Raw genomic sequence first — 23,960 nt, forward strand, 5'->3', positions numbered from 1 at the left:
CTCATCCGGGCGCAGGGAGCTCGCCCCGCCTTGCGCGGGGCATCAGCAGCGCGACGGCCGCGCCCAGCAGGCAGATGAAGGCCGTCACCAGGAACATCTCCGTGTACTCCGTGTGCAGCGCCGCCTGCACCTTCGCGGTGTACTCGGCCAGCTGCCGCTGGTACGTCACCGCGTCCACGCCGAACGGCAGCGGCGTGTCCAGATGCGCGGTCAGCGACTGGAACCGGTAGAAGCCCCACGCCGACACCGCCGCGATGCCGATCAGCATGCCCATCATCCTGGCCACCACGACCGCCGCCGACGCCACGCCGTGCTGGGCCGCCGAGGTCACGCGCAGCACCGCCGACGAGACCGGGGCGATGACCAGGCCCAGGCCCAGACCGGCGACCACCAGGTCGACGTCCACGAGGAGCCCGGCGCTCTCGAGCGCGAGCGGCCAGCGGCTCATCAGCCAGTAGCCGGCCGCCCCCAGCGCCATGCCCGCCACCGCGACGACGCTCTCGCCCAGCCTGCGGGCCAGGAGTCCGCCCAGCAGGGCGCCCACGGTGAGCGCGGCCAGGAACCTGGCCAGGACCAGCGCCGCTCCCAGCGCGTCCTTGCCGAGCAGGGTCTGGGCGGTGAACTGGACGAACACCATGGTCACCAGGAGCGCCGCCCCGGCCAGGAAGCTCACGGCCAGGGTGGCGAGCAGGGGGCCCTTGCGGGTGGCGGAGAGGTCGAGCAGGCGTACGGGGGAGCGGATCTCCCACCACACGAAGATCCCGGCCGCCAGCGCTCCGGCGGCGATCACGGGCAGGCCCCACGGGGGGAGCACGGTCTTGGCGGGGTCGGGGTTGTACAGGCCCACGACCAGCAGCGCGAGCGCCAGCGCCAGCAACGCCCCACCGACCACGTCCACGCGCCGCCTCCCACCGGCGTCCGCCACCCGCCCGGCCCCGGAGCCGCCCGCGAGATGCGCCGCCGCGTCGGGCCCGGTGCCGCCTGCGCGATGGGCCGCCGCGTCGGTAGCGGTGCCGCCCGCGCGATGGGCCGCCGCTTCGGGACCGGTGTCGGTGGCCGTCTCGCCTGCGGCTCCGCCGGGCTCGACCGCGCCTGCCGCGCCGTCGGCGGGCGTCGCGGGCGCTGCGGTGCCGAGGACGCCGGCCGTGGGCACCGCCGTGCTGGACGCGGCCGTTGCGGGGAGTGCTGTGTCGGGTGTGGCTTCTGCGGGGAGTGGCGCGCTGGACGCGCCCGCTGTGGGGAGTGCCGTGTCGGGTGTGTCCGCTGCGGGGAGTGCCATGCCCGACCCGCCCGCTGAGGGGAGTGTGGTCGTGGCGTCGTGCGGCGGTGGGGCGGTGCGGGTGGGTGGGCCGGAGGGGACGGTGAGGTGGACCGCGACGGCGGCCAGGGCGGCGAGCGGGAGGTTGATCCAGAAGATGGCGTGCCAGCCGCCCACCTCCACCCCCGCCACCACGGCGCTCGGGATCAGCGCCAGCACCCCGCCGTACAGAGGGCCGAGGGCGCTCCCGAGCTCCTGCGCCGCCCCCACGGCCCCCAGCGCCACCGGCCGCTCGCGCTCGTCCCACAGGTCGCCGATGAGCGCCATCGTGATCGGCAGCAGCGCCCCGCCCGCCACCCCCTGCACGGTGCGCCCGGCCACCACCATCACCTCGCCGGCGGCCAGCGCCGTCAGCACCGAGCCGAGCGCGAACGCCGCCAGGCAGGCGTGGATCAGCGGCCGCCGCCCGTAACGGTCGGAGAGCTGGCCGAGCAGCGGCATCGCGGCGACGTACCCGAGCAGGAAGCCCGTCACGATCGGCGTGGCCCGCTCCAGGTGGTTCAGCGGGATGCCCACGTCCTCGGCGATGTCGATGAGGACCGTGACCACCACGTACGCGTCGAGCGCGGCCAGCAGCACCACCGCGCCCCCGGCGCCGAGGATGACCCGGCGGGCGCCTCTCATCCGGCGGCGGGCGGCGTGATCGTGACCGGCGCGTCGTAGTCGCTGAACGACACCGTCACGGTGCCGTCCTGCAGCGGCAGGCTGGCCTTGGCCAGGCGGCTGGTGGCCTTGTCGATCCAGACCTTGCCGTTCACGCCCTGCGAAAGACCCGGGATGATCTTGACGAGGACCTGTCCGGGGAACGTGGTGGCCACCCGGTACGCGTCGCCCTCCAGCGCCTCCACCCGGGGATCGGTGGCCGAGGCGAGCAGCTGCGCGATGCCCTTGGTCGGCTCGAGGATCACCGAGGGGTCGTAGAACTGCGCGAGCTGCTGCCGGGTCATCTTCTGGAAGCCGCCCGTCGGCCCCTTGAAGTGGACGGTGTCCCCGACCACGGCGAAGCTGATCTCCTGCAGGCCCAGGAGGTCGATCGTGATCGTGCCGTCGGCGTCACCGGCGGCCGTGAGCCTGCCGTCCGCCTTCTTGACCGGCACCGTGGTCTTGCCCTCGGTCGCGATCGAGAAGCTGGCCGACTTGACGCCCTTCATGGCCTCGGAGGCCTTCTTCATCAGGTCGGGCCCGGCGGGAAGCTCGTCGCCGCCGCCCGACGAGCACGCCGACACCAGCGCCAGAACGGCCACGATCAGAAGCTTTCTGAGCATGTGCGGATCGTATCTATCGCCTGGGAACGCCGTGCGGCGTCGCGGATATCGGTTGGGTGTCAGCGCAACTTCTTGAGGCGCTCGACGATCGGCCCGTAGGCCGCGTCGATCGCTTCGAGCTGGTCGTCGGTGAGCCGGTCGACGAAGTGCTCGCGCACGCTCGCCACGTGGTGCGGCGCCACCCGCTGGATCGTCTCCCAGCCCTCGTCGGTCAGCACCGCGAACGTGCCCCGCCGGTCGTCGCGGCAGTCCTCCCTGGTCACCAGGCCCTTGGCCTCCATGCGGGAGATCTGGTGCGACAGCCGGCTGCGTGACTGGATCGTCGCGTCGGCCAGGTCGCTCATCCGCATGCGCCGCCCCTCGCTCTCCGAGAGGTTGACCAGGATCTCGTAGTCGTTCAACGAGAGCTGATGCTCCTGCAGCTCGCGGTCGAGCCGGTGCATGAGGAGCTTGTGCAGCGCCAGATGCGTGCGCCAGGCACGCTGTTCGGCGGGTGAAAGCCAACGAGGCGCGCTCATGATCTCCAATCTAGCGCACGTAGAGTGAAGCGCTATGGAGCAGCGGGATTCAGGGGAGAGCCTGAGCACCGTCCTGGTGGCGGGAGCGGCCAATCTGACGATCGCCGTGGCGAAGCTCGTCGCAGGTCTGATCAGCGGCTCGGCGGCGATGTTGTCGGAGGCGGCTCACTCGGCCGCCGACACCGTGACCGAACTGCTGTTGCTGGTGGCGGTGCGCCGCGCGGGCCGGCCGCCGGACCGGCGGCATCCGTTCGGCCACGGCAAGAGCGGGTTCTTCTGGGCCATGATGGCGGCGGTTGCGACGCTGGTGGGCGGGGCCGGGTTCTCGATCACGCACGGGCTGCACGTGATCGAGAAGGGGGAGGAGCTGACGAACCTCACCCCGTCGTACATCGTGCTGGCCGTCGCGTTCGTCGTCGAGGCCGTCTCGTTCGCCAAGGCACTGTCCCAGCTGCGCAGGCAGGCCGCCAGGCATGATCTCGACCCGGTCCGGCTGGTGCGGATCACCTCCGACACCCCGTTGAAGGCGGTGCTGTTCGAGGACGCGGCCGCCCTCGTGGGCCTGGTCATCGCGGGCGCCGGGCTGGCCGGGTCGCAGCTGACGGGCTCGGCGCTGTGGGACGGCCTGGCGTCGGTCGGGATCGGCCTGCTCCTGCTGGTGGTGGCGCTCCTCCTGATCCGGTCGAACATCTCGCTGCTCATCGGCCAGGCCGCACCCTCGCACGTGCAGGAGGGCATCCGGGCCGAGCTGACGGCCCAGCCGGAGGTGGAGGAGGTGGTCGAGCTGCTCACCATGATGATCGGGCCCGGCTCCATCCTGGTAGCCGCCAAGATCGACTTTGTGGACGTGGCGAGCGCGGCGGGCGTGGAGATCGCCTGCGACGAGGTGGACCGGCGGCTGCGCGAGCGCTTCTCGGGGATCAGCCAGGTCTTCCTCGACCCGACCCCGACCCGCCGCCGCTGACGGGGGCGAGGGGCAGGTCAGCTGTAGTAGTGCATGGCGACGGCGACGCCGATCACGTGCATCAGCACGACGATGACGATGAAGGAGATGAACACGAACTTGGCCGGTCCGTGCTCGAACGTCTTCCCCTCTTCGAGGGGCCGCCGCTGGGCCATGCGGTCGGCGATCCGCTCCTCCAGGGATTTCCGGTAGAACATGTGTACAAGTCTATCCGGGGATGGGCACCCTCCTGGCGGGGGCGTCCGTGACAACGGCCACTCTGATGTCCGGTCCCACGCTCCATTCGAGCAGGTGGCGGCCTTCGAGGTCGTCGCCGCCCGCGCGGAGCCTGTCGAGCGTCAGCTCGCCGCGCTTGATCAGCGCCTCCTTGCGCGTCCAGTGCCGGATCAGCTCGTCGTTGCCGGTGACCATCGCCCGCTCGCGCGGGGTGAGCACCCGGTCCGCCAGCAGCGGGTCCAGCGGCCCCGTCGGCACGTGCTCCGCGTCCACGCCGACCTTGCCGGGGCCGGCCGCCGCGCACACGTAGCCGCGCGTGTGGCTGAAGCTGACGCCCAGCTCGGGCGCCTCCTCGATGTACGGCTTCCCGTGCCCGGGGCCGTGCAGGTCGCAGCGCTGCCGCAGGGTCAGCTCCTGCGGCCCGACGTCGAGCACGGCGGCGGCGCAGAGCCGTACGAGCAGGTGGGCGGCGACGAAGCTGGCCCGATCCGCCTCGAACCTGAACCGCCCGGCCCGCTCGGTCTCCACCTCGGTGAGCCAGTCTTCCGGGGCGCGCACCTCGTCGGGGCGGCCACCCATCGCTAAGAAACCGATGGTCAGTCCTTCTTCTTGTCGCCGGTGAGGTTGTACTGGTCCTCCGAGGCCGCGCCGAGAACGGTCACGTCATGGATCTTCCAGGTCCCCTTCTCCTTCACAAGGCTGATCTTAAGGTGCGAGTCCTTCACTGAGCGGATCGCTTCGGAGGTGTTCACCTGCTGGTCGACCACGACGATGGCGTGCGCGGTGGCCTCGTCCACGTCGGCCAGGTAGACCTCGCGCACCGTGGCCTGCGAGGTGGCCTTGAGCTTGACGATGACCTGCGCCATCGCCCCGCCGAACGCCGCGTCGTAGGTGGCCAGGAAGTCGCCCGTGGCCTGGGCGGCCAGGGTGGAGCGGGTGTTCTGGAGGTTCTGGTAGTCGTAGCTGAGCAGCGCCTTGCTGAACGCGGTCGCCGCCCCCGACACCTCCAGCCGCAGCGCGCGCTCGGACTCGAGCCGGGCCCGCGCGGCCTCGGCCTGGGAGGCGGAGATCCACTGGAGCACGGCGGTGGCGGCGAGCGCGGCCACCAGCATCGCCGCCAGCGTCCCGAGCACCCGGGCCCGCGTGACGCGCGCCCCGCCCTTACCACCCGCCGCCTCTTCGCCCGCCGCCTCTTCGCCCGCCGCCTCTTCGGCCTGAGCCTTTTCGGCGGGGGCCCCTTCGGAGGGGGCCTCCTCGGCGGGGGCCTCCTCGGTGCGGGCGTCCTCGGCGAGGTCCTGCTTGGTGGTCATTGCGACTCCTCACGGCGGCGGGCGGCCCGGCCCGTCGCGATCCAGCCCACGATGCCACCGCCGGCCACCACGGCGAGGAATATCCCGGCAATCAGCGGGGTGGCGTTCGGCGGGGTGCGGGACGCGGGCCCTGCGGCCGCCGCGCCGCTGGGCGACGGGGTGGCCTCGGGGCGCCGCTTCGGTTTGTCGGTGTTTCTCGCCACCGGGCGCGCGGACTCGGCGGGCGAGGCGGTGTCCGCCGGTCCGGCGGCGTCCTGACGAGGATCCGTACGGCGATCCGTACGGCGTTCTGCGGGGGAGTCGTCGGGGTCCGAGGGGTCACCGGCGGCGGGGGAGGGGCAGGAGCGCAGGGCGGGCACCGTCGGAGGGCCGACCGCGCCGGCGTACTCCTCGGCCGGGGCCGGCCCGCCCGGCACGCTGAAGATGAACGCCGCCCTCCCGTAGACGGTGTCGCCGTGCCGGTCGCTGATGTCGTCCGCCAGGCTGAGCGCGGTCGGGACGATGCTGAGCAGGTGGTGCACGTTCCGCTCGGTCTCCGGCGAGAACGCCGGCCGGTGCGGCTGGCCCAGCGCCGTCAGCAGGCACGAGAAGCCCGGCCTGGACTTCTTGACGGCCGCGTCCAGCTGGGCGAACACCCCCGGCCCCCGGTCGAGGAAGGTGTTCAGGTCGGCGCGGGAGGCGCGCAGCGTGCTCGTCACCGTGCTCAGGTCGGTGATCCCGGAGGCCAGCTCGCCCCGTTTGCCGGCCAGCGTGTGGGTGAGCCGGGTGAGCTGCACCGACAGGTCGTCGAGAACGGCGGCGTTGTCGGCCAGCGTGCCGGTCAGGGAGTGGGCGTCGTCGATGATGTTCCTGATCGCCGGGGCCCGCCCGTCCAGCGCCACGGCCAGCTCATGCGTGATCGTCTTCGCGTCCCGGGGCGGCACCGCGTTCAGCAGCTTGCCGACGCCCTCGAACAGCTTCTTGTAGTCGAGCGGCACCGACGTCTTGGCCAGCGGGATCGTGTCCCCGGCCGCGAGCGTGGGGCCCGTCACGCCGGTGGCGGGGGGCGAGAGCTCCACGTACGGCTCCCCGATGGCCGACTTGCGCCGCACCTCGGCCGTGGCGCCCTTCGGCAGCCGGATCCCCCTGTCGATGTCGAGACCCACGACGATCTTGCCCGGCGCCAGCCGCACGTCGCCGATCTTGCCGACCCGCACCCCCAGGTACGCCACGTCGAACCCCCGGATGAGCCCCGGCGACGACACGAACTCGGCCGAGACCCGGTACGGCCGCTCGATGGCGTCGAGCCGGATGATCGTGCTGAACGCCCAGACGGTCATCACCACGCCCAGGACGGCGAAGACGCCCAGGTTCAGATAGATCCGGTTCCTCATCGCGGCGGCTCCAGGAGCAGGCGGAAGTCCTCGATCCGGTTCGGCAGCGGCCCCTGCGACGACTTCTTGGGCAGCAGGACGCCCTTCAGCCACAGATAGATCAGCACCTGCCCGTTGACCGTGATCGGCGGCGCGTCGATGAACTTCTGCAGCCGCGCCACCAGCGTCTTCAGGTCCTCCTTGCCCCGCTGCATCGCCGACGAGATGGCCTCCAGCTCCAGCAGCAGCGTCCGCAGCCGGGCGGCGTGGCGCGGGTAGACGGTGAGGTTGGCCTCCTTGGCCAGCCTGGTCAGCGCGATGATCGTCTTCTTGACGTGCGCGCGCCCGTGCGCGATCCGCGCCGTGGCCGCGGCCAGCGTGCCCGGCAGCCGGTCCAGCTCGCCGCTGCCCTTGGCGAGGTCGTCGCCCAGCTTGGCCAGGGCGTCGATGCTGGTGCCCAGGTCCCGCCGGGCGGCGGCGTAGGCGTCGGTGACCTCGGCCGTCTGCTTGATCAGCTTGTTGACGTCGTCGCCCTTCCCGGCGAAGGCGGTGGAGGCCGCGTCGAGGATGGCGTTCACGTCCTGCGCGCCGAGCGCCTCGATGAGCGGCCCCGCCTTCGCGGTGACCTGCTCGATGTCCGGCTCGACCGACGTCTCGGCGATGGTGGCGCCGTTGCGCAGGTACGGCCCGGTGGCCAGGTCCTTGCCCGCGGGCGGCGTGAGCTGGACGTAGTTCTCGCCCAGCACCGAGGTCTTGGCCACGGTGGCCGTGCTGCCCTCGGGCACCCGGTACCTGGACACGATCGACATCGTCACCTTGGCCCGGTAGCCCTCCAGCCGGATGTCGGTGACCGTGCCCACCCGTACGTCGGAGATCTGCACGCTGTGCCCGGCCACCAGGCTCTGCACGTCGTCGAAGACCGCGTGCAGGGTCAGGTCGCCGGTGGTCGCGCCGAGCGTCTGGAGCGAGCACGACGCCGTGCCAGAGAGCGACACCGCCAGTGCGAGGACGGCGGCGAGCAGGCGGGCCCTCATCGCCGCCTCCCCTGCTGCTCGTAGGGGCAGTTGCTCAGCCCGGCGGGCAGGCACGGCACCCGCCCCAGGTTCAGCGATTCGAACAGCGGCGTCAGCCACGCCCTGGTCATCGCGTTGAGCACGACGCGGATCTTCAGCACGTGCTGCTTCCTGTCCCACGAGTCGATCACCACGTCGGCGAAGTCGGCGGCGCCCTTGACCGCCCGCGCCACGGACTCGCTGTTGGCCCGCATGGTCAGCACCAGCTCGGCCAGCGTCCCGGCGGCCTGGGGGAGCCGCTCGGAGTACTGCTCGATGATCACGTCGCCGCGCCGGACGAAGTCCGAGATGCCGGTGATGAAGTCGCGCAGCCGCCGCCGCTCCTCCGCCAGGATCGAACTGGCCTCGGCGAACGCGTCGATCGCGCCCGTCACCTGGCTCTCGCGCCGGTTGAGGCTGGTGGCCAGCCGGTTCAGCCCCTTGGCCAGGTCGACGAGCTGCTGATCCTGCTTGGCCAGGGTGCCGGTGAGCCGGGAGGTGTCGTCGATGGCGTTGTTGATGGTCTTGCCGCGCCCCCTGACCCCGTCGGCCAGGTCGCTCGCCACGGAGCCCAGCTTCTTGTCGTCGAGCGCGTCGGTGAGCTTGGTGAACGCGTCGAGCGCGTCGTCGATCTCCACCGGCAGGTCGGTGCGCTCCAGGGGGATGACCGTCCCCGGCGCGACCTTCCGGTCGCCGGGTTTCCACGGGGGGTAGAGGACGACGTTCCGCTCGCCGAGCGTGTTCTGCGGCGCGACCACGGCCTTCACCCCGGCCGGGAGCGGCACCTGCCGGTCCACCAGCAGGTCGACTCTCACCTTGTCCCCATCGATCCGGATTTTCTCGACATATCCGGCGTCCAGCCCCATCACTTTGATCCGCGCCTGCTCGTACAGGGAGGGCGCCTTGCGGAAGATCGCCACCAGCCGGTACGGCTCCGGCCCCAGCACGGTGCACCCCGACGTCAGGAACACCCCGGCCACGGCCAGCAGGATCGCCACGAGTCTTCTCATTTGGCGCTCTTCCTGTCATTGCGGATGGCGGCGAGCACCTCGGGGTTGATGGGGCCGAGGCCCGTGGCTATGGCCTCGAGCCACGGGCCTTGACCGCCCATCGTGGACAGGCCGGAGAACGTCGGGCCCGCCCATGCCAGGAGCGAATTGAACTGCTTGTTGCTGCCGCTGAGCCGCGTCGTGATGGCCGCGTTGTCGTCCAGCACCTGGACGAGGGTCTTCTCGTGCTCGTTGATCAGCTTGGTCGTGCTGCGCACCAGGTCGCTGCCGTCGCCCAGCAGCGTGCGCAGCTCCTCGCGCCGCCTGCGCAGCTCGGCCAGCATGACGCCGATGGCGTCGATGAGCCGCGCGAGCTGCCGGTCCTTCTTCTCCAGGACGTTCATGATCCGGGTGCCGTTGTCGATGAGCCGCTGCAGCTGCGGCTCGCTCTTGCTGATCGTGTCCGACAGGTCGCCGATGTTGCGCAGCAGCCGGGTGATGCGGCCGCGCTTGCCGAGGTCGACCTTGTCCAGCTCGGTGAGCAGGTCGTCCACGGCGTCGGTGTCCAGGCGCTGGACCAGCCGGGTCGCGTCCTTGATGGCGTCGTTGATCAGGGTGGGCACGCCGGTCCGCGTCACGGGGATGCGCCGCTGCGCTTCGGGGAACTGGTCCAGGTACGGGGCCGTGACGGGGCCGGTGAGCTTGACGTACCGGCCTCCGAGCAGGTTCGACAGGGCGATGTCGGCGCGGGTGCCGCGGCCGAGCCGCACGCCGTCGTCCACCTTCCAGGTGACCACGACCTCGCCCTGCGCGTAGTCGGCGCGGACCTCGGTGACCTTGCCGACGCGCACCCCGGCGACCCTGACGTCGTTGCCGGTGCGCAGCCCGCCGGAGTCCACGAACACGCCCGACATGGAGTAGCCGCCCTCCAGCAGCCCCAGGTTGCCGACCAGGAACGTGCCGACCAGGATCGCGGCGAGCGTGGCCAGCGACACGAGGCCGACGACGATCCGGTTGCGGTCGCGGAAGGATTTGAGCGCCATCACTCGCCCACCAGGAGCTTCTGCAGGTCCTTCGTGCTCTGGACCCGGGTGTTGCGCAGCGGCGGCGGCGCCTTCATCCCGTACGGGCAGGGCGCGGCGCTCAGCGCCACGCACGGGACCGCGGTGATGAAGTAGTGGCCGCGGTCCACGGTCTGGTACGCGCGGGCAAACAGCGGCTGGAACGTGCTGACCGTCCTGTCGATCTCGTTCACGTGCCGCCTGATGCCGCCGGTCAGCCCCGCCAGGTTGTCGACCAGCCGGCCGAGCTCGTCGGCGTTCTTGCCGAGCACCTCGTTGGAGGTGTGCACGGTCGTCGACAGCTCCACCAGCGACTCGTCGATCAGCTCGCGGTTGTCGGCGAACGCCTCCGACAGCGTGACGAGGTTGTCGACGAGCTGCTCGATCTGCTTGTCGCGCCGGGCGACCACGCCGGTGACGGTGGCGTAGTCCTTCAGTAACTGCTCGATGGTCTTCCTGCGCTCGGTGACCGTGGTGGTGATGGCGTTGACGTTGTCGAGCAGCCTCGGGATGTTCTGCTCGTTGCCCTTGAGCGACCTGGCGGCGGCGGTGAGGAGCTGGTTGATCTGGTCGGGGTCCAGGCTGCGGGTGAGCGGGCCGAGGTCGCTGACGAGCTGGCCGATGTCCACGACGGAGGAGGTACGGGTGATGCGCGCCCCGGGCGCCAGCCTGCCGGGCGCGGTGCCGGGCAGCAGGTAGACCACGCGCTGGCCGACGGCGTTGCGCCAGCGGATGGCGGCCTCGGTGTCGGCGGGCACGGTGATCCCCTGCTGCACCTCCATGGTCACCTCGGCCCGCCCGTCCACCACCTTGATCGTGTCCACCTGGCCCACGGGCGCTCCGGCGATCTTCACCTGGTCGCCCTCGTTCAGCCCCGACACGTCGTCGAACACGGCGACCAGCGGGTAGCCGGCGCCCGTGCTCACCCGGGCGATCTGCACGCCGATCACCGCGATCAGCGTCACGCACACGCCGACGAAGACCGCGAACCGCGCGAACGTCCAGGCCCGGCGCATGTCAGCGCCTCCCGTCGGTCGGGCCGCAGGCGCCGACGACCAGCTCGCAGAGGTCGGTCGCCACGAACGCCTCGACCTGGAGCTGGCGGGTGTTGCCAGGACCGGGCGCCTCGATCAGCTCGTTGAGCAGGTCGACCAGCCTGTTCAGGCCGCGTACGCCGTCGCCGGCCAGGCCGAGCTGGGCGTAGATGAGCGCGGCCACCCGCTCGGCGGAGTGCACGCCGGCCCGCAGGTCCTGGCGGTGCTTGGCCAGCCCGTGTGCCGCCAGGCCGGAGACGGAGGTGACCTCGTCCAGCAGGGCGCGCACCTTGTCGGCCCGCGCGAGCAGGTCGGGGGTGATGACGTTGACGTCGGAGGAGATCGAGACGAGGTCGTCGCCCTTGTCCTGCAGGGCCGTGCCCAGCAGCGCGGCGTCGTGCAGGAACTGCCGGGCCCGGCCGCGCTGCCGGTGCGCGACGCCGACGAGCGTGCCGGCGTCGCCGATCAGCTCGCGCAGGTTCTCGCCCTCGCCGTCCAGGCCCTGGGCCAGGGTGTGCACGATGACGGTGACCTCGCGCGGATCGACGGCGTCCAGGCCGCGGTAGGCGGCGCCGAGCGTGTCGGACAGGTCGAGCGGGCCCTCGGTGTCGGTGATGACGGCGCCACTGGCCAGGTAGGGGCCGGTGGTCTCGCCGGAGCCGGGCCTGAGGTCGAGGAACTTGGGGCCGAACACCGAGGCCGGCTCGACGGAGGCGACCGTGGAGCGGGGGACCTTGACACCGGGGTCGAGGTGCGTGGTCACCACGGCCCGGCCCCTGGCGTCCAGCGACACGCCCGTCACCTTGCCGACCGTGATGCCGCGGATCTTGACGGGGGAGCCGGCGTCCAGGCCCTGCCCGGCCCTGGCGAACACGGCGTCGATCCTGGTCCCGCTCAGCTCGGTGGCGGTGCGGACGACGTACAGGGTGGCCGCGGCGAGCACGACGAGCACGGCGAACGCGATGCCCACCCGGGCGGCGAGGGAGAGTTGGAATCGGCCCACCGGCTCACCCCGTCAGCGGTATGTTGCCGCCGCTGCCCCAGAACAGGTACGACAGCAGCAGGTTGAGCAGCACGATCGTGACGATCGACTGGCGGATGGCGCGGCCCGCCGCCACGCCCACGCCCACCGGGCCGCCGGTGGCGTGGAAGCCGTGGTAGCAGTGGATCACGATGACCGCGAAGGCGAACACGCCGACCTTGGTGACGCTGAACGCGATGTCCCGGACCGGCAGATACAGGTAGAAGTAGTAGTCGTAGACCCCCGGCGCCAGGCCGAACAGCACCGTGCACATCAGCCGGGTGGCGAAGAAGCTGGCGAAGAGCGCGATCAGGTAGATCGGCACCAGCGCCAGCAGCGCCGCCACGACCCTGGTGCAGATCAGGTACGTGAAGGCGTTGATGCCCATGACCTCCAGCGCGTCGATCTCCTCCGAGATCCGCATCGCGCCCAGCTCCGCCGTGAACGACGAGCCCACCTGCGCCGCCAGCGCCGTCGCGGCGATGATCGGGGTGATCTCGCGGACGTTCGCGAAGCTGCCCACCAGGCCCATGAACGACTCCGCGCCGATCGCCTGCAACCCCTGGTAGCCCTGCAGGCCCACGGTCGCGCCCACGACGAACGCCATCGTGAACACCACGAAGATCATGCCGCCGCCGATGACGGTCGCCCCGACGCCCACCACGACGTCGCTGACCTGCCTGATGACGACCTTGAAGAACTTCAGCCGCAGGACGACGTCGCGTACGGAGTAGAACAGCACCTTCCACACGAACAGCGGCCAGTCGGCCAGCGTCGCGAACCGCTCGGCGACGTCCCGGCCCCGCAGGGCGAGCCGCAGACCGGCCGTGCGCGTCACCATCATCACAACGACCTCGGCGGGTACGCCAGGAAGTAGACGGCCGAGATCACGTAGTTGAACGCGAACACCAGCATGAACGTCACCACGGTCGCCTGGTTGACCGCCCGCCCCACGCCGACCGGGCTGGAGGCGCACGTCATGCCCTTGTAGCAGGCGACCGCCGCCGCGATGAACCCGAAGATCCACGCCTTGAACAGCGTCACGTACAGATCGGAGGCGACGACCAGCGAGAACGCGCCGTCGAAGTACGCGCCCGGGGTGACGCCCTGCACGATGACGTTGAAGAAGTAGCCGCCGCTCGCGCCGGCCAGGATGACCAGCGGGCACAGGCAGACCGCGATCGTGCTGGCCGCCCACATGCGCGGCGTGACCAGGCGGTGGATCGGGTTGACCGACATGACCTCCATCGCGCTCAGCTCGTCGCGGATGTGACGCGCGCCGATGTCGGAGGTCATCGCGCTGCCGCCGGCCCCGGCGATCAGCAGCGCGCTGGCCAGCGGCGCCACCTCGCGGATGAGCCCGACGAAGACCGCGCTGCCGGTCGCCGAGCTGGCGCCCAGCTGCCTGGCCAACTCGCCCACCTGGAGCGCCACGGTGGCGCCCAGCGGCAGGGCGACCAGCAGGACCGGGACGCTGGTGACCCGCGCCAGGAACCAGCACTGCTCGACGAACTCCCACCACCAGCGCCTGACGTCCCAGGTCCTGCGCAGCCCCTCCAGGACGATGACGAACAGCTCACCGATCTGGCCGAGTGTCGACCCGGCCCGGCGTCCGATGTACCCGGACAGGGTCATCGGCGACCTCGGATTACCGCCATGACCACCTCCGCCGCCTACGGATGAGTGGCAACCCTACTGACGGGTTGTCTAGTAGTCGATGCTTTCGTGGGAATTTGCGCGAAAGGTATGAGACGCAGGTCACATGTTGTCAGCCAGGCACGAAAAGTGACCGCGCCGTTACAACCCGGCTCCCCTTGACGCGCTCCCCGTGAGGTTGTTTGCCTGTACGCAAGGCCTGGAAGACTGAGCTGCAAGAGGTGGTGCACATGCTCATTGGGACGATTCTCCGCGCAAAGGGAAGTGACGTGGCGACCGTGTCGCCCGGTTCGACGGTGCGCGAGCTGCTGGCCACGCTCGCCGAACGCAACATCGGTGCCGTGGTGGTCTCCACCGACGGCCTCACCATCGAGGGCATCGTGTCCGAACGCGACGTCGTGCGCCGCCTGCACGACCGCGGCCCGGCGATCCTCGACGGCCCGGTTTCCGCGATCATGACCTCCCAGGTGCGTACGGTGGGGCCCGGCGAGAACGTCGACTCGCTGCGGCAGATCATGACCACGCAGCGGTTCCGGCACATGCCGGTGGTCGAGAACGGCCGGCTCGTGGGCATCGTGAGCATCGGCGACGTGGTCAAGAGCGCGATCGAGGAGCTGGAGACGGAGAAGGCGTCGCTCGTCGACTATCTCCACCGTTGATAGGGATGGCACCCTTGGTCCGTGATGTACGGGCCTCCTCCTGAATATCCGCCTGAGTATCCGCGGGCGACAAGCAGTCCGACGATCATCGTGCTCGTGTCCGGGCTCGCCGCGCTCCTCGGGTTCCTGCTGGGGGTCTTCGTGGGGTTCGGCGCGTCTGAGGCGTCCGGTGCGCCCGCCCCCCGGGTCACGGTCACGGTCGAGGACACGCAGCCCCCGGAATCCGAGGCCACCGGCCCCGACCCGTCATCACCGGTCCAGCCCACTCAGCCCACTCAGCCCACTCAGCCCACTCAGCCCACCCAGCCCACCCAGCCCACCCAGCCCACGTCGCCCCAGGGAACGCAGCCGCCGGGCGCCACCCAGCCGGGCGCCACCCAGCCGGGTGCTACCCAGCCGGGTGCCACGCCGCCCGGTCAGACAGGGCCGGGTCAGACCGGTCAGCCGACAGGCGGGACCGGGAGCAACCCTGCCTTCAACTCCGTGTCCATGCGGACGCTCGTCGTGGGCACGGACATCCAGCCGGGCACCTACCGTACGGCGGGCCCGACCGCGGGGATCCCCATGTGCTACTGGGCCAGGCTGCGCAGCGCCACGGGGGGCGAGATCGCGACCGGCATGCCGGCGGGCCCGGCCAGCGTCACCATCCTGGCCACGGACAAGGCGTTCAGGACCGCCGGATGCGCGGAGTGGATCAGGGCATGATGCTTTTGTGCGTCAAACTCTGGACAAAAGAGCAAGAATGCGCAATTCTGTGCGGCAAACAAGAAGGGAGGCACGCCTGGAGCGTGCTGGCGTGACGTCCTACGGTTATGGGCCACGCCACTCCGGCGTCCTTGGCCAGGACGCGGCTCGGAGAGTGCGGAACAGCGCGCAGCGCCACTAATCCGAACCCGACCCGTTCGCGAGGAGTGCCTGTGCGTCGTCTCCCTGCCCTCATATCCGCGGCCACCCTGGCCGTCACCGCCCTCGTCACCGCCCCCGCCGCCGAGGCCGCCGCCGTAGCCGCCGCGCCCGCCGCCGCAGCCGCCGCGGCCACCGAGGCCAGGGCGCTGCCCGCCCCCGTCGCCTGCAACGGCTGCTGGCGGCCCGCGCTGAACACGTCCTGGCAGTGGCAGCTCTCCTCCCTGCCGGCCAAGCCGTACCCGAACGTGCAGATGTTCGACATCGACGGCTTCGCCGCCAAGGACGGCGCGATCGTCAAGTCGCTCAAGGCCGACAAGCCGGGCCGCGGCGTCGTCTGCTACATCAGCGCGGGCACGTTCGAGGACTGGCGCCCGGACGCGAGCCAGTTCCCCGCCGAGGTGCTCGGCAAGCCGCTGGAGGACTGGCCGGGTGAGCGCTGGCTCGACATCCGCAAGTACACCGGCAAGCTCGGCCAGATCATGAAGGCCCGGCTCGACATGTGCAAGGCCGCCGGGTTCGACGCCGTGGAGCCCGACAACGTCGACGGCTACAGCAACGCCAGCGGCTTCCCGCTCAAGGCCGCCGACCAGCTCGCCTACAACACCTGGTTCGCCAACGAGGCCCACAGGCGGGGCCTGTCGGTCGCGCTCAAGAACGACATCGAGCAGATCCCGGCGCTGCTGCCGTACTTCGACTTCGCGGTGAACGAGGAGTGCTGGGAGCACACCGAGTGCACCACCGCGCAGAACGACGACTACGGCTACGACCAGTTCGTCAAGGCGGGCAAGGCCGTGTTCAACGTCGAGTACAACCTGGCCACCTCGGCCTTCTGCGCCAAGTCGAACGCTCAGAACTTCAACTCGCTGAAGAAGAAGTACGAGCTCGACGCGTACCGCGTGCCCTGCCGTGGCGCGTGACGTCGACCTGCTGGTCGTCGGTGACGCCAACCCCGACGTGGTGCTCTCCGGGGCGCCGCGCGGGTTGGCGTACGGCCAGCGTGAACAGCTCGTCTCCGGTGGCGACCTGGTGCTCGGCGGGTCCGGTGCGATCACCGCGTGCGGGGCGGCCCGGCTGGGCCTGCGGACCGCGTTCGCCGGGCGCGTGGGCGACGACGCGGCCGGGCGCTTCGTGCTGGACGCCCTGGCCGGCCGGGGCGTGGACGTCTCCCGCTGCGTGATCGACTCCCGGCCCACGGCCATGACCGTGGTGCTGGCCGACGGTTCGGACCGGGCCATCCTCACCTCGCCCGGCTGCCTGCCGTACCTGACCGTGGAGGACCTGCCGCGCGGCGTGGCCCGCCACGTCCACGTGTCGTCCTATTTCCTGCAACCGGGGCTCGCGCCCGGCCTGCCGGGCTTCCTGGCGGAGGAGCGGCGCGCGGGCGCCACCACCTCGCTGGACACCAACGACGACCCCGCCGGCGAGTGGGAGGGGCTCGGGGAGGTGCTGGCCGAGGTGGACGTGTTCCTCCCGAACGCCGCCGAGGCCCGGGCCGTCGCGGCCCGGCTCTTCGACGCCGGCCCCGAATCCCTCGAGGCCGTGGCGGCCCGGATCGGCGGGCTCGGCCCCACCGTGGTCGTCAAGGACGGCGGCGACGGCGCGCTGGCCTGGCAGGCGGGCGAGCTGGCCCGGGCCCCCGCCGTCCCCGTCGAGCCGGTGGACACCGTCGGCGCCGGTGACAGCTTCAACGCCGGCCTCCTCGCCGCGCGGCTGCGCGGGATGAGCCTGCGCGAATGCCTGCGCGTGGCCGTGACCTGCGGATCCCTCTCGACCCAGGCCGCCGGCGGCACCGCCGCCCAGCCCACCTGGAAGGAACTATGAAGATCGTCTTTCTCGGCGCCGGGAGCGTCGAGTTCACCCAAGGGCTGCTGGCCGACCTGGTCGCCTTCCCCGATCTGGGGGAGTTCGAGGTGGCGCTGCACGACATCCACCCCGAGCGGCTGGACACCGCCGAGGCCGCCGCCCGCGTCATCGCGGCCGGGCGGCCCGTCAAGATCTCCGCCCACCTCGACCTGCGCCGGGCCCTCGAAGGCGCCGACTTCGCGATCAACATGATCCAGGTCGGCATGATCGACGCCACCCGCGTCGACTTCGAGGTGCCCGCCCGGTACGGGCTGCGCCAGACGATCGCCGACACCATCGGCGTGGGCGGCATCTTCCGCGCCCTGCGCACCTTCCCGGCGCTCGACCGGATCGGGCGGGCCATGGCCGAGGTGTGCCCGGACGCGTGGCTGCTCAACTACACCAACCCGATGGCCATGAACGTCTGGTACCTGGCCGCCGCCACCCCCGTGCGCAACGTCGTCGGGCTCTGCCACTCCATCTACTGGACCGCCCACGACCTGGCCGAGCTGGTCGGGGTGCCGCTGGAGGAGGTGTCGTACCTCGCGGCGGGCGTCAACCACCAGTCGTGGATGCTGCGCTTCGAGTCCGGCGGCCAGGACCTCTACCCGCGCCTGGAGGAGGCCATCGAGCGCGACCCCGGCCTGCTGCGCCGGGTGCGCGTGGACATGTACCGCAGGCTCGGCTACTACCCGACCGAGACGAGCGAGCACTCGGCCGAGTACGTGCCCTGGTACCTGCACGACGAGAGCGAGATCGAGCGCCTGCGGATCCCCGTGGGCGCCTACATCGGCATCAGCGAGGAGAACGTGCGCCAGTACGAGGCCACCCGCGACGCGCTGCGCGCGGGCCGGCCGATCACCGTGGAGGGGACCATGGAATACGCCCCGCAGATCATCCACAGCGTCACCACCGGCACCAGCCGGGTCGTCTACGGGAACGTCCAGAACAGGGGCCTGGTCGCGAACCTGCCGGACGGCTGCGTGGTGGAGGTGCCGTGCGTGGCCGACGCGCTCGGCGTCCGCCCGATGGCCGTCGGCGACCTGCCCGCGCAGTGCGCGGCGCTCAACCGGGCCTACGTCAACGTCAACGAGCTGACCGTGCGCGCCGTCACCGAGGGCCGGCCCGAACACGTCCGGCACGCCATGATGGCCGACCCGAACACCGCCGCCACGCTCACCGTCGAGCGGATCGACGAGCTGTGCGGCGCGCTGCTCGAAGCCCACGGCGAGCTGATGCCCGAGTCCCTCAGGAGCCGGTCATGAGGGGCCCTGTCCTGAGAGGCCCTGTCCTGAGAGGCCCTGTCCTGAGAGGCCCTGTCTTGAGAGGCCCTGTCTTGAGAAGCAGGGTGGCGGGCATGGCGGCGCTCGTCCTGGTCGCCGGGCTGCTGACGGGCTGCGGCTCCTCCTCCGAGGACGCCTCGGGCCCGGTCGAGATCACCTGGTGGCACGGCCAGACCGAGCTGCAGGCCAAGGTCATCGAGGAGCTGGCCGCCGAGTACTCCAAGGCCCACCCGGACGTGAAGATCACGCCCGCCGTCGGGTCCACGAACGTGGACGACATGCTGCAGAAGGTCCAGGCGGTGCTGGCCGGCGGCAAGGCGCCCGACATCGCGTACATGTACGGCACGTGGATGCCGAACCTGGCGCGCAACCCCAAGGTGTACGACCTGGCCGCCACCGTGAAGGCCCCCGGGTTCGGGTGGGACGACTTCTGGCCGGCGGAGCGGGCCGTGTCGGAGGTGAACGGCAAGGTCGTCGGCATCCCCGCCCTGGTCGACAACCTGGCCGTCATCTACAACAAGAAGCTGTTCGACGCGGCGGGGCTGCCGTACCCGTCCGAGGACTGGACCTGGGACGACTTCCGGGCCACGGCGAAGAAGCTGACCGGCGGCGGCGTGTACGGCACCGCGTACCCCGTGACCGGCCTCGAGGACACCGTGTGGCGGTTCTGGCCGATGATCTGGCAGCAGGGCGGCTCGATCCTGGCGCCGGACGGCAAGAAGTCGGCGTTCAACACGCCGCAGGCGGCGCAGGCGCTCGACCTGTGGAGCGCCATGGCTCAGCAGGATAAGTCCGTATATCTCGATCAAAATGGGGAGAAGTTCGTGCCCCTGTTCCAGAGCGGCAAGATCGGGATGATCGCGGCGGCGCCGTACGCGCTGCTGGACATCATCGACCACAAGATTTCCTACGGCGTGCAGGTGCTGCCCGGCTACAACGGCAACCACGAGACGGTCGCCGGGCCGGACAACTGGGTCGTGTTCGACAACGGCTCGCGCCGGGCCAAGGCCGCCGCCGAGTTCCTCACCTGGCTCACCAAGCCGGAGCAGGACGCCCGGTGGTCGCTCGGCCTGGGCAACCTGCCGCTGCGCAAGGCCACGACCGCGCTGCCGGCGTACCAGAAGTTCGTCAAGGACTTCCCCGGCATCGACGTCTTCACCGCGAACCTCGACAACGCCAAGCAGGCCAGGCCGCCGCTGCCGGCGTACCCGGAGTTCTCCGAGAAGGTCGGCAACGCGATCGCCCAGTCGCTGGTCGGCGGCACGCCCGCGCAGCAGGCCCTCGCCAAGGCCGCGACCGAGGCCGACGCGGTGCTGGGACGCTCGCGATGACAGCCCCGGCGATGAGCGGGACGGCGCGGGTGAGCGCGCCGTCCGCGCGGCGGAGCCGGCTGGTCCCCCAGCTGACCGGGTGGGGCTTCGTGTTCCCCGCGACGCTCGTGATCGTCGGGCTCAGCCTGTTCCCCGCGGTGTGGGCGCTGCTGCTCTCGCTGCGGGACGGCGACCTGCTCACCGGCGGCGACTTCGTCGGGCTGGCGAACTACGGCGACATGCTCGGCGACGCCGAGCTGGCCGCGGCGGCCGGGCACACGCTGCTCTACACCGTGCTCTTCGTGCCCGGCTCGGTGGTGCTCGGGCTGGCCCTGGCCCTGGCGCTCAACCTCAAGATCCGCCTCATCGGGTTCTACCGCACGTGCTTCTTCGTCCCGTACGTCGTCTCCGCCGCCGCCACGGGCATCCTGTCGAACTTCGTCTTCGACCCCGACTTCGGCATCGTCAACGCCGGGCTGAAGGCGCTCGGCCTGCCCGCGATGGGGTTCCTGCAGGACCCCGACCAGGCGATGCTCACCCTGGTCGCGATCTCGCTCTGGGGCGGCGTGGGCATGCCCGCCGTGGTCTACCTGGCCGCCCTGCAGGACATCCCGCGCATGCTGATCGAGGCGGCCCGGGTGGACGGCGGCGCCGGGCGGCACGTCCTGCGCCACGTCGTGCTGCCGCAGCTGCGGCCGGCCACGGTCTTCCTGCTGATCTGGCAGACGATCACCGCGCTGCAGCTGTTCGACCTCGTCTACACCACCACCAAGGGCCAGCCGCTCGACTCCACGACGACCATCGTGTTCTACCTCTACCGGCAGGCGTTCCAGCTCTTCCACTCCGGCTATGGCACGGCCATCGCCTACGTCCTGTTCATCGTGACGCTCGCCGTGTCGGGCGCGGTCCTGTGGAGGGGTGCGAAGTGACGCGCCGCAGCCTCGCCCATCTCTTCCTGATGCCGCTCGCGCTGCTGTTCGTGGCGCCGCTGGTGTGGATGGCGCTGACCGCGTTCATGCCGGACGCCGACATCAACACCTACCCGCCCAAGCTCTGGCCCGAGCACTTCACGCTGGACGGGTTCAGGCGCATCTTCACCGAGGACGAATATCCGCTCTGGCTGGCCAACACGGTGATCGTGGCCGGCTCGGCGGTGCTCGGGCACGTGGTGCTCTGCTCCCTGGCCGGGTACGGCTTCGCCCGGATCGAGTTCCGCGGCCGCGGGGTCGCCTTCGCGGCGGTCATGGCCACCATCATGGTGCCGGCCCAGGTGCTGATGATCCCGACGTTCCTGCTGTTCAAGAACATGGGCCTGATCGACACGCTGGGGGCGGCCATCGTGCCGTGGCTGGCGTCGGCGTTCGGGGTGTTCCTCATGCGGCAGTTCTTCCTGTCGCTGCCCAAGGAGCTGGAGGAGGCCGCCGTCATCGACGGCTGCTCCCGCCTGGGCGTGTTCTTCCGCGTGGTGCTGCCGCTGGCCCGGCCCGCGCTGGCCACGCTGGTGGTGTTCACGCTGCTCGGCGCCTGGAACGACCTGATCTGGCCGCTCATCGCGATCTCGTCGGAGTCGGGCTACACGCTGCAGCTCGGGCTGGCCACCTTCGCCGGCGCCCGGCACACCGAGTGGTCGGCGCTGATGGCCGGCAACGTGGTCGCGGTGCTGCCGCTCGTGCTCGCGTTCATCCTGGCGCAGCGGCACTTCGTGGCCACGATGAGCTTCAGCGGACTCAAGGGCTGAGGTTGTTGGCAGGGGTGGGGTGTGCGTAGGAGGATGCGCACAGCCCACCGCACAGCCCAACCCGGAGGATGACATGTCGGTGTTGAAGAGCCTCGTTGACAGCGTGCGCAGCGGGGCGATCGAGGTGATCGACCTCACGGCGCCCCTCTCGTCCGAGACGCCGATCCTCCAGCTGCCCGAGCCGTTCGGCAACACGATCCCGTTCCGGCTGGAGGAGATCAGCCGCTACGACGACCGCGGCCCCGCCTGGTACTGGAACGACATCCACACCGGCGAGCACACCGGCACCCACTTCGACGCCCCCGTCCACTGGGTCACCGCCCGCGACGGCCAGGACGTCTCCCAGGTGCCCGTGCGCAGCCTCATCGCGCCCGCCGTCGTGCTCGACTTCGCCGCCGAGGCGTCCAAGGACGCCGACTTCCTCCTCCAGATCGACCACGTCAAGGAGTGGGAACGCGCCAACGGCCCGCTGCCCGACGGCGGCTGGCTGCTCTACCGCACCGGCTGGGACACCCGCTCCGGCGACCAGGCGGCCTTCCTCAACGCCGACGCCTCCGGCCCCCACACGCCCGGCATCTCGGTGGAGTGCGCCCAATGGCTGGCCTCCGAGACCCCGATCGCCGGGATCGGCGTCGAGACCGTCGGCACCGACGCCGGCGCCGCCCACTCCTTCGACCCGGCCTTCCCGTGCCACTCCTTCCTGCTGGGGGCGGGCAAGTACGGCCTGACCCAGCTGCGCAACCTCGACCGGCTGCCCGTGACCGGCGCCGTCGTGGTCGCGCCGCCGCTGCCCATCGTGGGCGGCTCCGGCAGCCCCGTGCGCGTGCTGGCCCTGGTGGAACGTTGATCGTCGCGGAGGCCGTGGGGCGGGCCCTGGCCGCCTGCGGCGTCGGGACCGCCTTCGGGGTGGTCGGCAGCGGGAACTTCCACGTGACCAACGCCCTGGTGGCGGGCGGCGTGCGCTTCGTCGCCGCCCGCCACGAGGGCGGGGCCGCCACCATGGCCGACGCGTACGCGCGGATGAGCGGCCGGGTCGGCGTCGTGTCGGTGCACCAGGGGCCGGGGCTCACCAACGCCCTGACCGGCCTGACCGAGGCGGCCAAGAGCCGGACGCCGCTCGTCGTGCTGGCGGGGGAGGCCACGGAGGTCCAGTCCAACTTCCACATCGACCAGGCCGCGCTCGCGACGGCGGTCGGGGCGGTGGCGATGCGCGTCGCCTCGCCGGAGGAAGCGGTGTCGCGGGCGGTCGAGGCGTACCGGGTGGCGGTGCAGGAGCGGCGCACGGTCCTGCTGAACCTGCCGCTCGACGTCCAGGCCGCCCCCTTCGAGGGCGCTGTCGACGTGATACCGCCCGCGACCGCGTCGGCGGTTCCTGCGGTGGGTGAGGTGGCGGAGCTGGCGCGGCTGCTCGGCGCGGCCGAGCGGCCGGTGTTCATCGCGGGGCGCGGCGCCCGGCACGCGCGGCGGGAGCTGGAGGAGCTGGCCGCTCTCGCGGGCGCCCTGCTGGCCACCTCGGCGGTCGCGAAGGGGCTCTTCCGCGGCAGCCCGTGGGACCTCGACGTGAGCGGCGGCTTCGCGACCCCGCTGGCCGCCGAGCTGATCCGCGGCGCCGACCTGATCGTCGCCTGGGGATGCGCGCTGAACATGTGGACCACCCGCCACGGCACGCTCGTCTCGCCGGGGGTGAAGGTCGTGAAGGTCGATCTCGACCCGGCGGCGTTCAAGACCCATGTGCCCGCCGACCTGGGCGTGGCGGGTGACGTGGCGCGCGTCGCGGAGGCGCTGGCCGCTCAGGTCGCGCCCCGTACGGGCTACCGGTCGCCGGAGATCGCCGCCCGCGTGCGGGCCGAGGGGCGCTGGCGGGACGTGCCGTACGAGGACGAGAGCGGCGGCGGCCGGATCGATCCCCGGACGCTCAGCATCGGGCTGGACGACCTCCTGCCGCGGGAGCGGATCGTCGCCATCGATTCCGGAAATTTCATGGGATATCCGTCGATGTTCGTGGATGTCCCGGATGAGGGTGGGTTCTGCTTCACGCAGGCGTTCCAGTCGATCGGGCTGGGCCTGGCGACGGCGATCGGCGCGGCGATCGCCCGGCCGGACCGGCTGCCGGTGGCCGCGCTCGGCGACGGCGGCGCCCTCATGGGCATCGCGGAGCTGGAGACCGTCGTCCGGCTCGGCCTGCCCATGGTGATCGTGGTGTACGACGACGAGGCGTACGGGGCCGAGGTCCACCACTTCGGGCCGCACGGACACCCGCTCGGGACGGTCACGTTCCCCCCGGCCGACCTCGCCGCCATCGCCCGGGGCCACGGCTGCGCCGCCGTGACGGTCGGCGGGCCCGGCGACCTGGCGGGCGTGGCCGAATGGGTGGACGGGCCCCGCGACCGGCCGCTCCTGGTGCACGCCAAGGTCACGGCGGAGCACGGCTCCTGGTGGCTGGAGGAGGCATTCAGGGGGCACTGA

25 protein-coding genes are annotated in these 23,960 nt (G+C 71.2%); 11 read left to right on the forward strand and 14 right to left on the reverse strand.

Annotated elements, in window-relative coordinates; translation table 11 throughout:
- Position 1: 1 nt before the first annotated feature.
- Genes HD596_RS62320 through HD596_RS33045 form a run of 3 tightly spaced genes read right to left on the reverse strand, consistent with a single transcriptional unit; the run spans position 2 to position 3,101 of the window.
- The gene (locus HD596_RS62320; RefSeq protein ID WP_246555020.1) at positions 2-1,942 is read right to left on the reverse strand and encodes an MFS transporter; all 1,941 of its coding nucleotides are present in this window, start codon (positions 1,940-1,942) and stop codon (positions 2-4) included.
- A complete protein-coding gene (locus HD596_RS33040; protein ID WP_185073144.1) occupies positions 1,939-2,583 on the reverse strand; it encodes an LppX_LprAFG lipoprotein in 645 nt (214 codons plus the stop codon). The genes HD596_RS62320 and HD596_RS33040 overlap by 4 nt, the downstream gene beginning before the upstream one ends.
- Positions 2,584-2,642: 59 nt before the next feature.
- Positions 2,643-3,101 carry a MarR family winged helix-turn-helix transcriptional regulator gene (locus HD596_RS33045; RefSeq protein WP_185073145.1) on the reverse strand — a complete coding sequence of 153 codons (459 nt, stop codon included), beginning with the start codon at positions 3,099-3,101 and terminating at the stop codon, positions 2,643-2,645.
- A gap of 34 nt (positions 3,102-3,135) precedes the next feature.
- Here HD596_RS33045 and HD596_RS33050 point away from each other — a divergent pair, with 34 nt between their 5' ends.
- A complete protein-coding gene (locus HD596_RS33050) occupies positions 3,136-4,065 on the forward strand; it encodes a cation diffusion facilitator family transporter (protein ID WP_185073146.1) in 930 nt (309 codons plus the stop codon).
- Positions 4,066-4,082: 17 nt separating this feature from the next.
- Here HD596_RS33050 and HD596_RS33055 read toward each other — a convergent pair whose 3' ends face one another.
- From HD596_RS33055 to HD596_RS33105, 11 genes are read right to left on the reverse strand one after another with little or no spacing between them, the layout of a single operon-like run.
- The gene (locus tag HD596_RS33055) at positions 4,083-4,262 is read right to left on the reverse strand and encodes a hypothetical protein (RefSeq protein ID WP_185073147.1); all 180 of its coding nucleotides are present in this window, start codon (positions 4,260-4,262) and stop codon (positions 4,083-4,085) included.
- Positions 4,263-4,272: 10 nt separating this feature from the next.
- Positions 4,273-4,860 carry a 4'-phosphopantetheinyl transferase family protein gene (locus HD596_RS33060; protein ID WP_185073148.1) on the reverse strand — a complete coding sequence of 196 codons (588 nt, stop codon included), beginning with the start codon at positions 4,858-4,860 and terminating at the stop codon, positions 4,273-4,275.
- Between the two features lie 17 nt (positions 4,861-4,877).
- The gene (locus HD596_RS33065) at positions 4,878-5,591 is read right to left on the reverse strand and encodes a hypothetical protein (protein WP_185073149.1); all 714 of its coding nucleotides are present in this window, start codon (positions 5,589-5,591) and stop codon (positions 4,878-4,880) included.
- Positions 5,588-6,964 (reverse strand): MlaD family protein, encoded by a 1,377-nt coding sequence (locus tag HD596_RS33070; protein WP_185073150.1) that lies wholly within the window; start codon positions 6,962-6,964, stop codon positions 5,588-5,590. The genes HD596_RS33065 and HD596_RS33070 overlap by 4 nt, the downstream gene beginning before the upstream one ends.
- On the reverse strand, positions 6,961-7,977 hold the full coding sequence (locus HD596_RS33075; RefSeq protein WP_185073151.1) for an MCE family protein: 1,017 nt from the start codon (positions 7,975-7,977) through the stop codon (positions 6,961-6,963). Before HD596_RS33075 ends, HD596_RS33070 begins: the two co-directional genes overlap by 4 nt.
- Entirely contained in the window at positions 7,974-9,005 is a 1,032-nt protein-coding gene (locus HD596_RS33080) for an MCE family protein (RefSeq protein WP_185073152.1), read from the reverse strand. The genes HD596_RS33075 and HD596_RS33080 overlap by 4 nt, the downstream gene beginning before the upstream one ends.
- Positions 9,002-10,027: an MlaD family protein gene (locus tag HD596_RS33085; protein ID WP_185073153.1), complete on the reverse strand. Its 1,026-nt coding sequence runs from the start codon at positions 10,025-10,027 to the stop codon at positions 9,002-9,004. The genes HD596_RS33080 and HD596_RS33085 overlap by 4 nt, the downstream gene beginning before the upstream one ends.
- Positions 10,027-11,061: an MCE family protein gene (locus HD596_RS33090; RefSeq protein WP_185073154.1), complete on the reverse strand. Its 1,035-nt coding sequence runs from the start codon at positions 11,059-11,061 to the stop codon at positions 10,027-10,029. Before HD596_RS33090 ends, HD596_RS33085 begins: the two co-directional genes overlap by 1 nt.
- A gap of 1 nt (position 11,062) precedes the next feature.
- A complete protein-coding gene (locus tag HD596_RS33095) occupies positions 11,063-12,082 on the reverse strand; it encodes an MlaD family protein (RefSeq protein WP_185073155.1) in 1,020 nt (339 codons plus the stop codon).
- A gap of 4 nt (positions 12,083-12,086) precedes the next feature.
- The gene (locus HD596_RS33100) at positions 12,087-12,944 is read right to left on the reverse strand and encodes an ABC transporter permease (RefSeq protein WP_313045386.1); all 858 of its coding nucleotides are present in this window, start codon (positions 12,942-12,944) and stop codon (positions 12,087-12,089) included.
- On the reverse strand, positions 12,944-13,735 hold the full coding sequence (locus HD596_RS33105; protein ID WP_185073156.1) for an MlaE family ABC transporter permease: 792 nt from the start codon (positions 13,733-13,735) through the stop codon (positions 12,944-12,946). Before HD596_RS33105 ends, HD596_RS33100 begins: the two co-directional genes overlap by 1 nt.
- A gap of 251 nt (positions 13,736-13,986) precedes the next feature.
- Between HD596_RS33105 and HD596_RS33110 the strand changes: the two genes are divergently transcribed.
- The 10 genes from HD596_RS33110 (at position 13,987) to HD596_RS33155 (ending at position 23,960) form a co-directional block, all read left to right on the forward strand.
- Positions 13,987-14,415 (forward strand): CBS domain-containing protein, encoded by a 429-nt coding sequence (locus tag HD596_RS33110; RefSeq protein WP_185073157.1) that lies wholly within the window; start codon positions 13,987-13,989, stop codon positions 14,413-14,415.
- A gap of 96 nt (positions 14,416-14,511) precedes the next feature.
- Entirely contained in the window at positions 14,512-15,120 is a 609-nt protein-coding gene (locus HD596_RS33115) for an Rv1352/Rv1906c domain-containing protein (protein ID WP_185073158.1), read from the forward strand.
- A gap of 212 nt (positions 15,121-15,332) precedes the next feature.
- On the forward strand, positions 15,333-16,238 hold the full coding sequence (locus tag HD596_RS33120; RefSeq protein WP_221519624.1) for an endo alpha-1,4 polygalactosaminidase: 906 nt from the start codon (positions 15,333-15,335) through the stop codon (positions 16,236-16,238).
- Complete coding sequence (locus tag HD596_RS33125; protein ID WP_185073160.1) at positions 16,228-17,142, forward strand: carbohydrate kinase family protein; 915 nt, start codon at positions 16,228-16,230, stop codon at positions 17,140-17,142. The genes HD596_RS33120 and HD596_RS33125 overlap by 11 nt, the downstream gene beginning before the upstream one ends.
- Positions 17,139-18,428: an alpha-glucosidase/alpha-galactosidase gene (locus HD596_RS33130; RefSeq protein ID WP_185073161.1), complete on the forward strand. Its 1,290-nt coding sequence runs from the start codon at positions 17,139-17,141 to the stop codon at positions 18,426-18,428. Before HD596_RS33125 ends, HD596_RS33130 begins: the two co-directional genes overlap by 4 nt.
- 92 nt (positions 18,429-18,520) lie before the next feature.
- A complete protein-coding gene (locus tag HD596_RS33135) occupies positions 18,521-19,777 on the forward strand; it encodes an ABC transporter substrate-binding protein (protein WP_185073162.1) in 1,257 nt (418 codons plus the stop codon).
- Positions 19,774-20,685, forward strand: coding sequence for a carbohydrate ABC transporter permease (locus tag HD596_RS33140; protein WP_185073163.1), 912 nt, complete (start codon positions 19,774-19,776; stop codon positions 20,683-20,685). Before HD596_RS33135 ends, HD596_RS33140 begins: the two co-directional genes overlap by 4 nt.
- Positions 20,682-21,494 (forward strand): carbohydrate ABC transporter permease, encoded by an 813-nt coding sequence (locus tag HD596_RS62325; protein WP_221519625.1) that lies wholly within the window; start codon positions 20,682-20,684, stop codon positions 21,492-21,494. Before HD596_RS33140 ends, HD596_RS62325 begins: the two co-directional genes overlap by 4 nt.
- 73 nt (positions 21,495-21,567) lie before the next feature.
- Positions 21,568-22,341, forward strand: a complete 774-nt coding sequence (locus tag HD596_RS33150) for a cyclase family protein (protein WP_185073164.1) — start codon at positions 21,568-21,570, stop codon at positions 22,339-22,341.
- The gene (locus HD596_RS33155) at positions 22,338-23,960 is read left to right on the forward strand and encodes a thiamine pyrophosphate-binding protein (RefSeq protein WP_185073165.1); all 1,623 of its coding nucleotides are present in this window, start codon (positions 22,338-22,340) and stop codon (positions 23,958-23,960) included. The genes HD596_RS33150 and HD596_RS33155 overlap by 4 nt, the downstream gene beginning before the upstream one ends.

The organism is Nonomuraea jabiensis (genome assembly GCF_014204795.1).
Classification (GTDB): domain Bacteria; phylum Actinomycetota; class Actinomycetes; order Streptosporangiales; family Streptosporangiaceae; genus Nonomuraea; species Nonomuraea jabiensis.

Coding starts and splice junctions, on each gene's coding strand:
- HD596_RS62320 (WP_246555020.1), bottom strand. CDS start 1,942: ATGAGAGGCGCCCGCCGGGTCATCCTCGGCGCCGGGGGCGCGGTGGTG.
- HD596_RS33105 (WP_185073156.1), bottom strand. CDS start 13,735: ATGACCCTGTCCGGGTACATCGGACGCCGGGCCGGGTCGACACTCGGC.
- HD596_RS33130 (WP_185073161.1), top strand. CDS start 17,139: ATGAAGATCGTCTTTCTCGGCGCCGGGAGCGTCGAGTTCACCCAAGGG.
- HD596_RS33150 (WP_185073164.1), top strand. CDS start 21,568: ATGTCGGTGTTGAAGAGCCTCGTTGACAGCGTGCGCAGCGGGGCGATC.
- HD596_RS33070 (WP_185073150.1), bottom strand. CDS start 6,964: ATGAGGAACCGGATCTATCTGAACCTGGGCGTCTTCGCCGTCCTGGGC.
- HD596_RS33135 (WP_185073162.1), top strand. CDS start 18,521: ATGGCGGCGCTCGTCCTGGTCGCCGGGCTGCTGACGGGCTGCGGCTCC.
- HD596_RS33140 (WP_185073163.1), top strand. CDS start 19,774: ATGACAGCCCCGGCGATGAGCGGGACGGCGCGGGTGAGCGCGCCGTCC.
- HD596_RS33055 (WP_185073147.1), bottom strand. CDS start 4,262: ATGTTCTACCGGAAATCCCTGGAGGAGCGGATCGCCGACCGCATGGCC.
- HD596_RS33045 (WP_185073145.1), bottom strand. CDS start 3,101: ATGAGCGCGCCTCGTTGGCTTTCACCCGCCGAACAGCGTGCCTGGCGC.
- HD596_RS33040 (WP_185073144.1), bottom strand. CDS start 2,583: ATGCTCAGAAAGCTTCTGATCGTGGCCGTTCTGGCGCTGGTGTCGGCG.
- HD596_RS33060 (WP_185073148.1), bottom strand. CDS start 4,860: ATGGGTGGCCGCCCCGACGAGGTGCGCGCCCCGGAAGACTGGCTCACC.
- HD596_RS33050 (WP_185073146.1), top strand. CDS start 3,136: ATGGAGCAGCGGGATTCAGGGGAGAGCCTGAGCACCGTCCTGGTGGCG.
- HD596_RS33110 (WP_185073157.1), top strand. CDS start 13,987: ATGCTCATTGGGACGATTCTCCGCGCAAAGGGAAGTGACGTGGCGACC.
- HD596_RS33100 (WP_313045386.1), bottom strand. CDS start 12,944: ATGATGGTGACGCGCACGGCCGGTCTGCGGCTCGCCCTGCGGGGCCGG.
- HD596_RS33075 (WP_185073151.1), bottom strand. CDS start 7,977: ATGAGGGCCCGCCTGCTCGCCGCCGTCCTCGCACTGGCGGTGTCGCTC.
- HD596_RS33065 (WP_185073149.1), bottom strand. CDS start 5,591: ATGACCACCAAGCAGGACCTCGCCGAGGACGCCCGCACCGAGGAGGCC.
- HD596_RS33080 (WP_185073152.1), bottom strand. CDS start 9,005: ATGAGAAGACTCGTGGCGATCCTGCTGGCCGTGGCCGGGGTGTTCCTG.
- HD596_RS33090 (WP_185073154.1), bottom strand. CDS start 11,061: ATGCGCCGGGCCTGGACGTTCGCGCGGTTCGCGGTCTTCGTCGGCGTG.
- HD596_RS33085 (WP_185073153.1), bottom strand. CDS start 10,027: ATGGCGCTCAAATCCTTCCGCGACCGCAACCGGATCGTCGTCGGCCTC.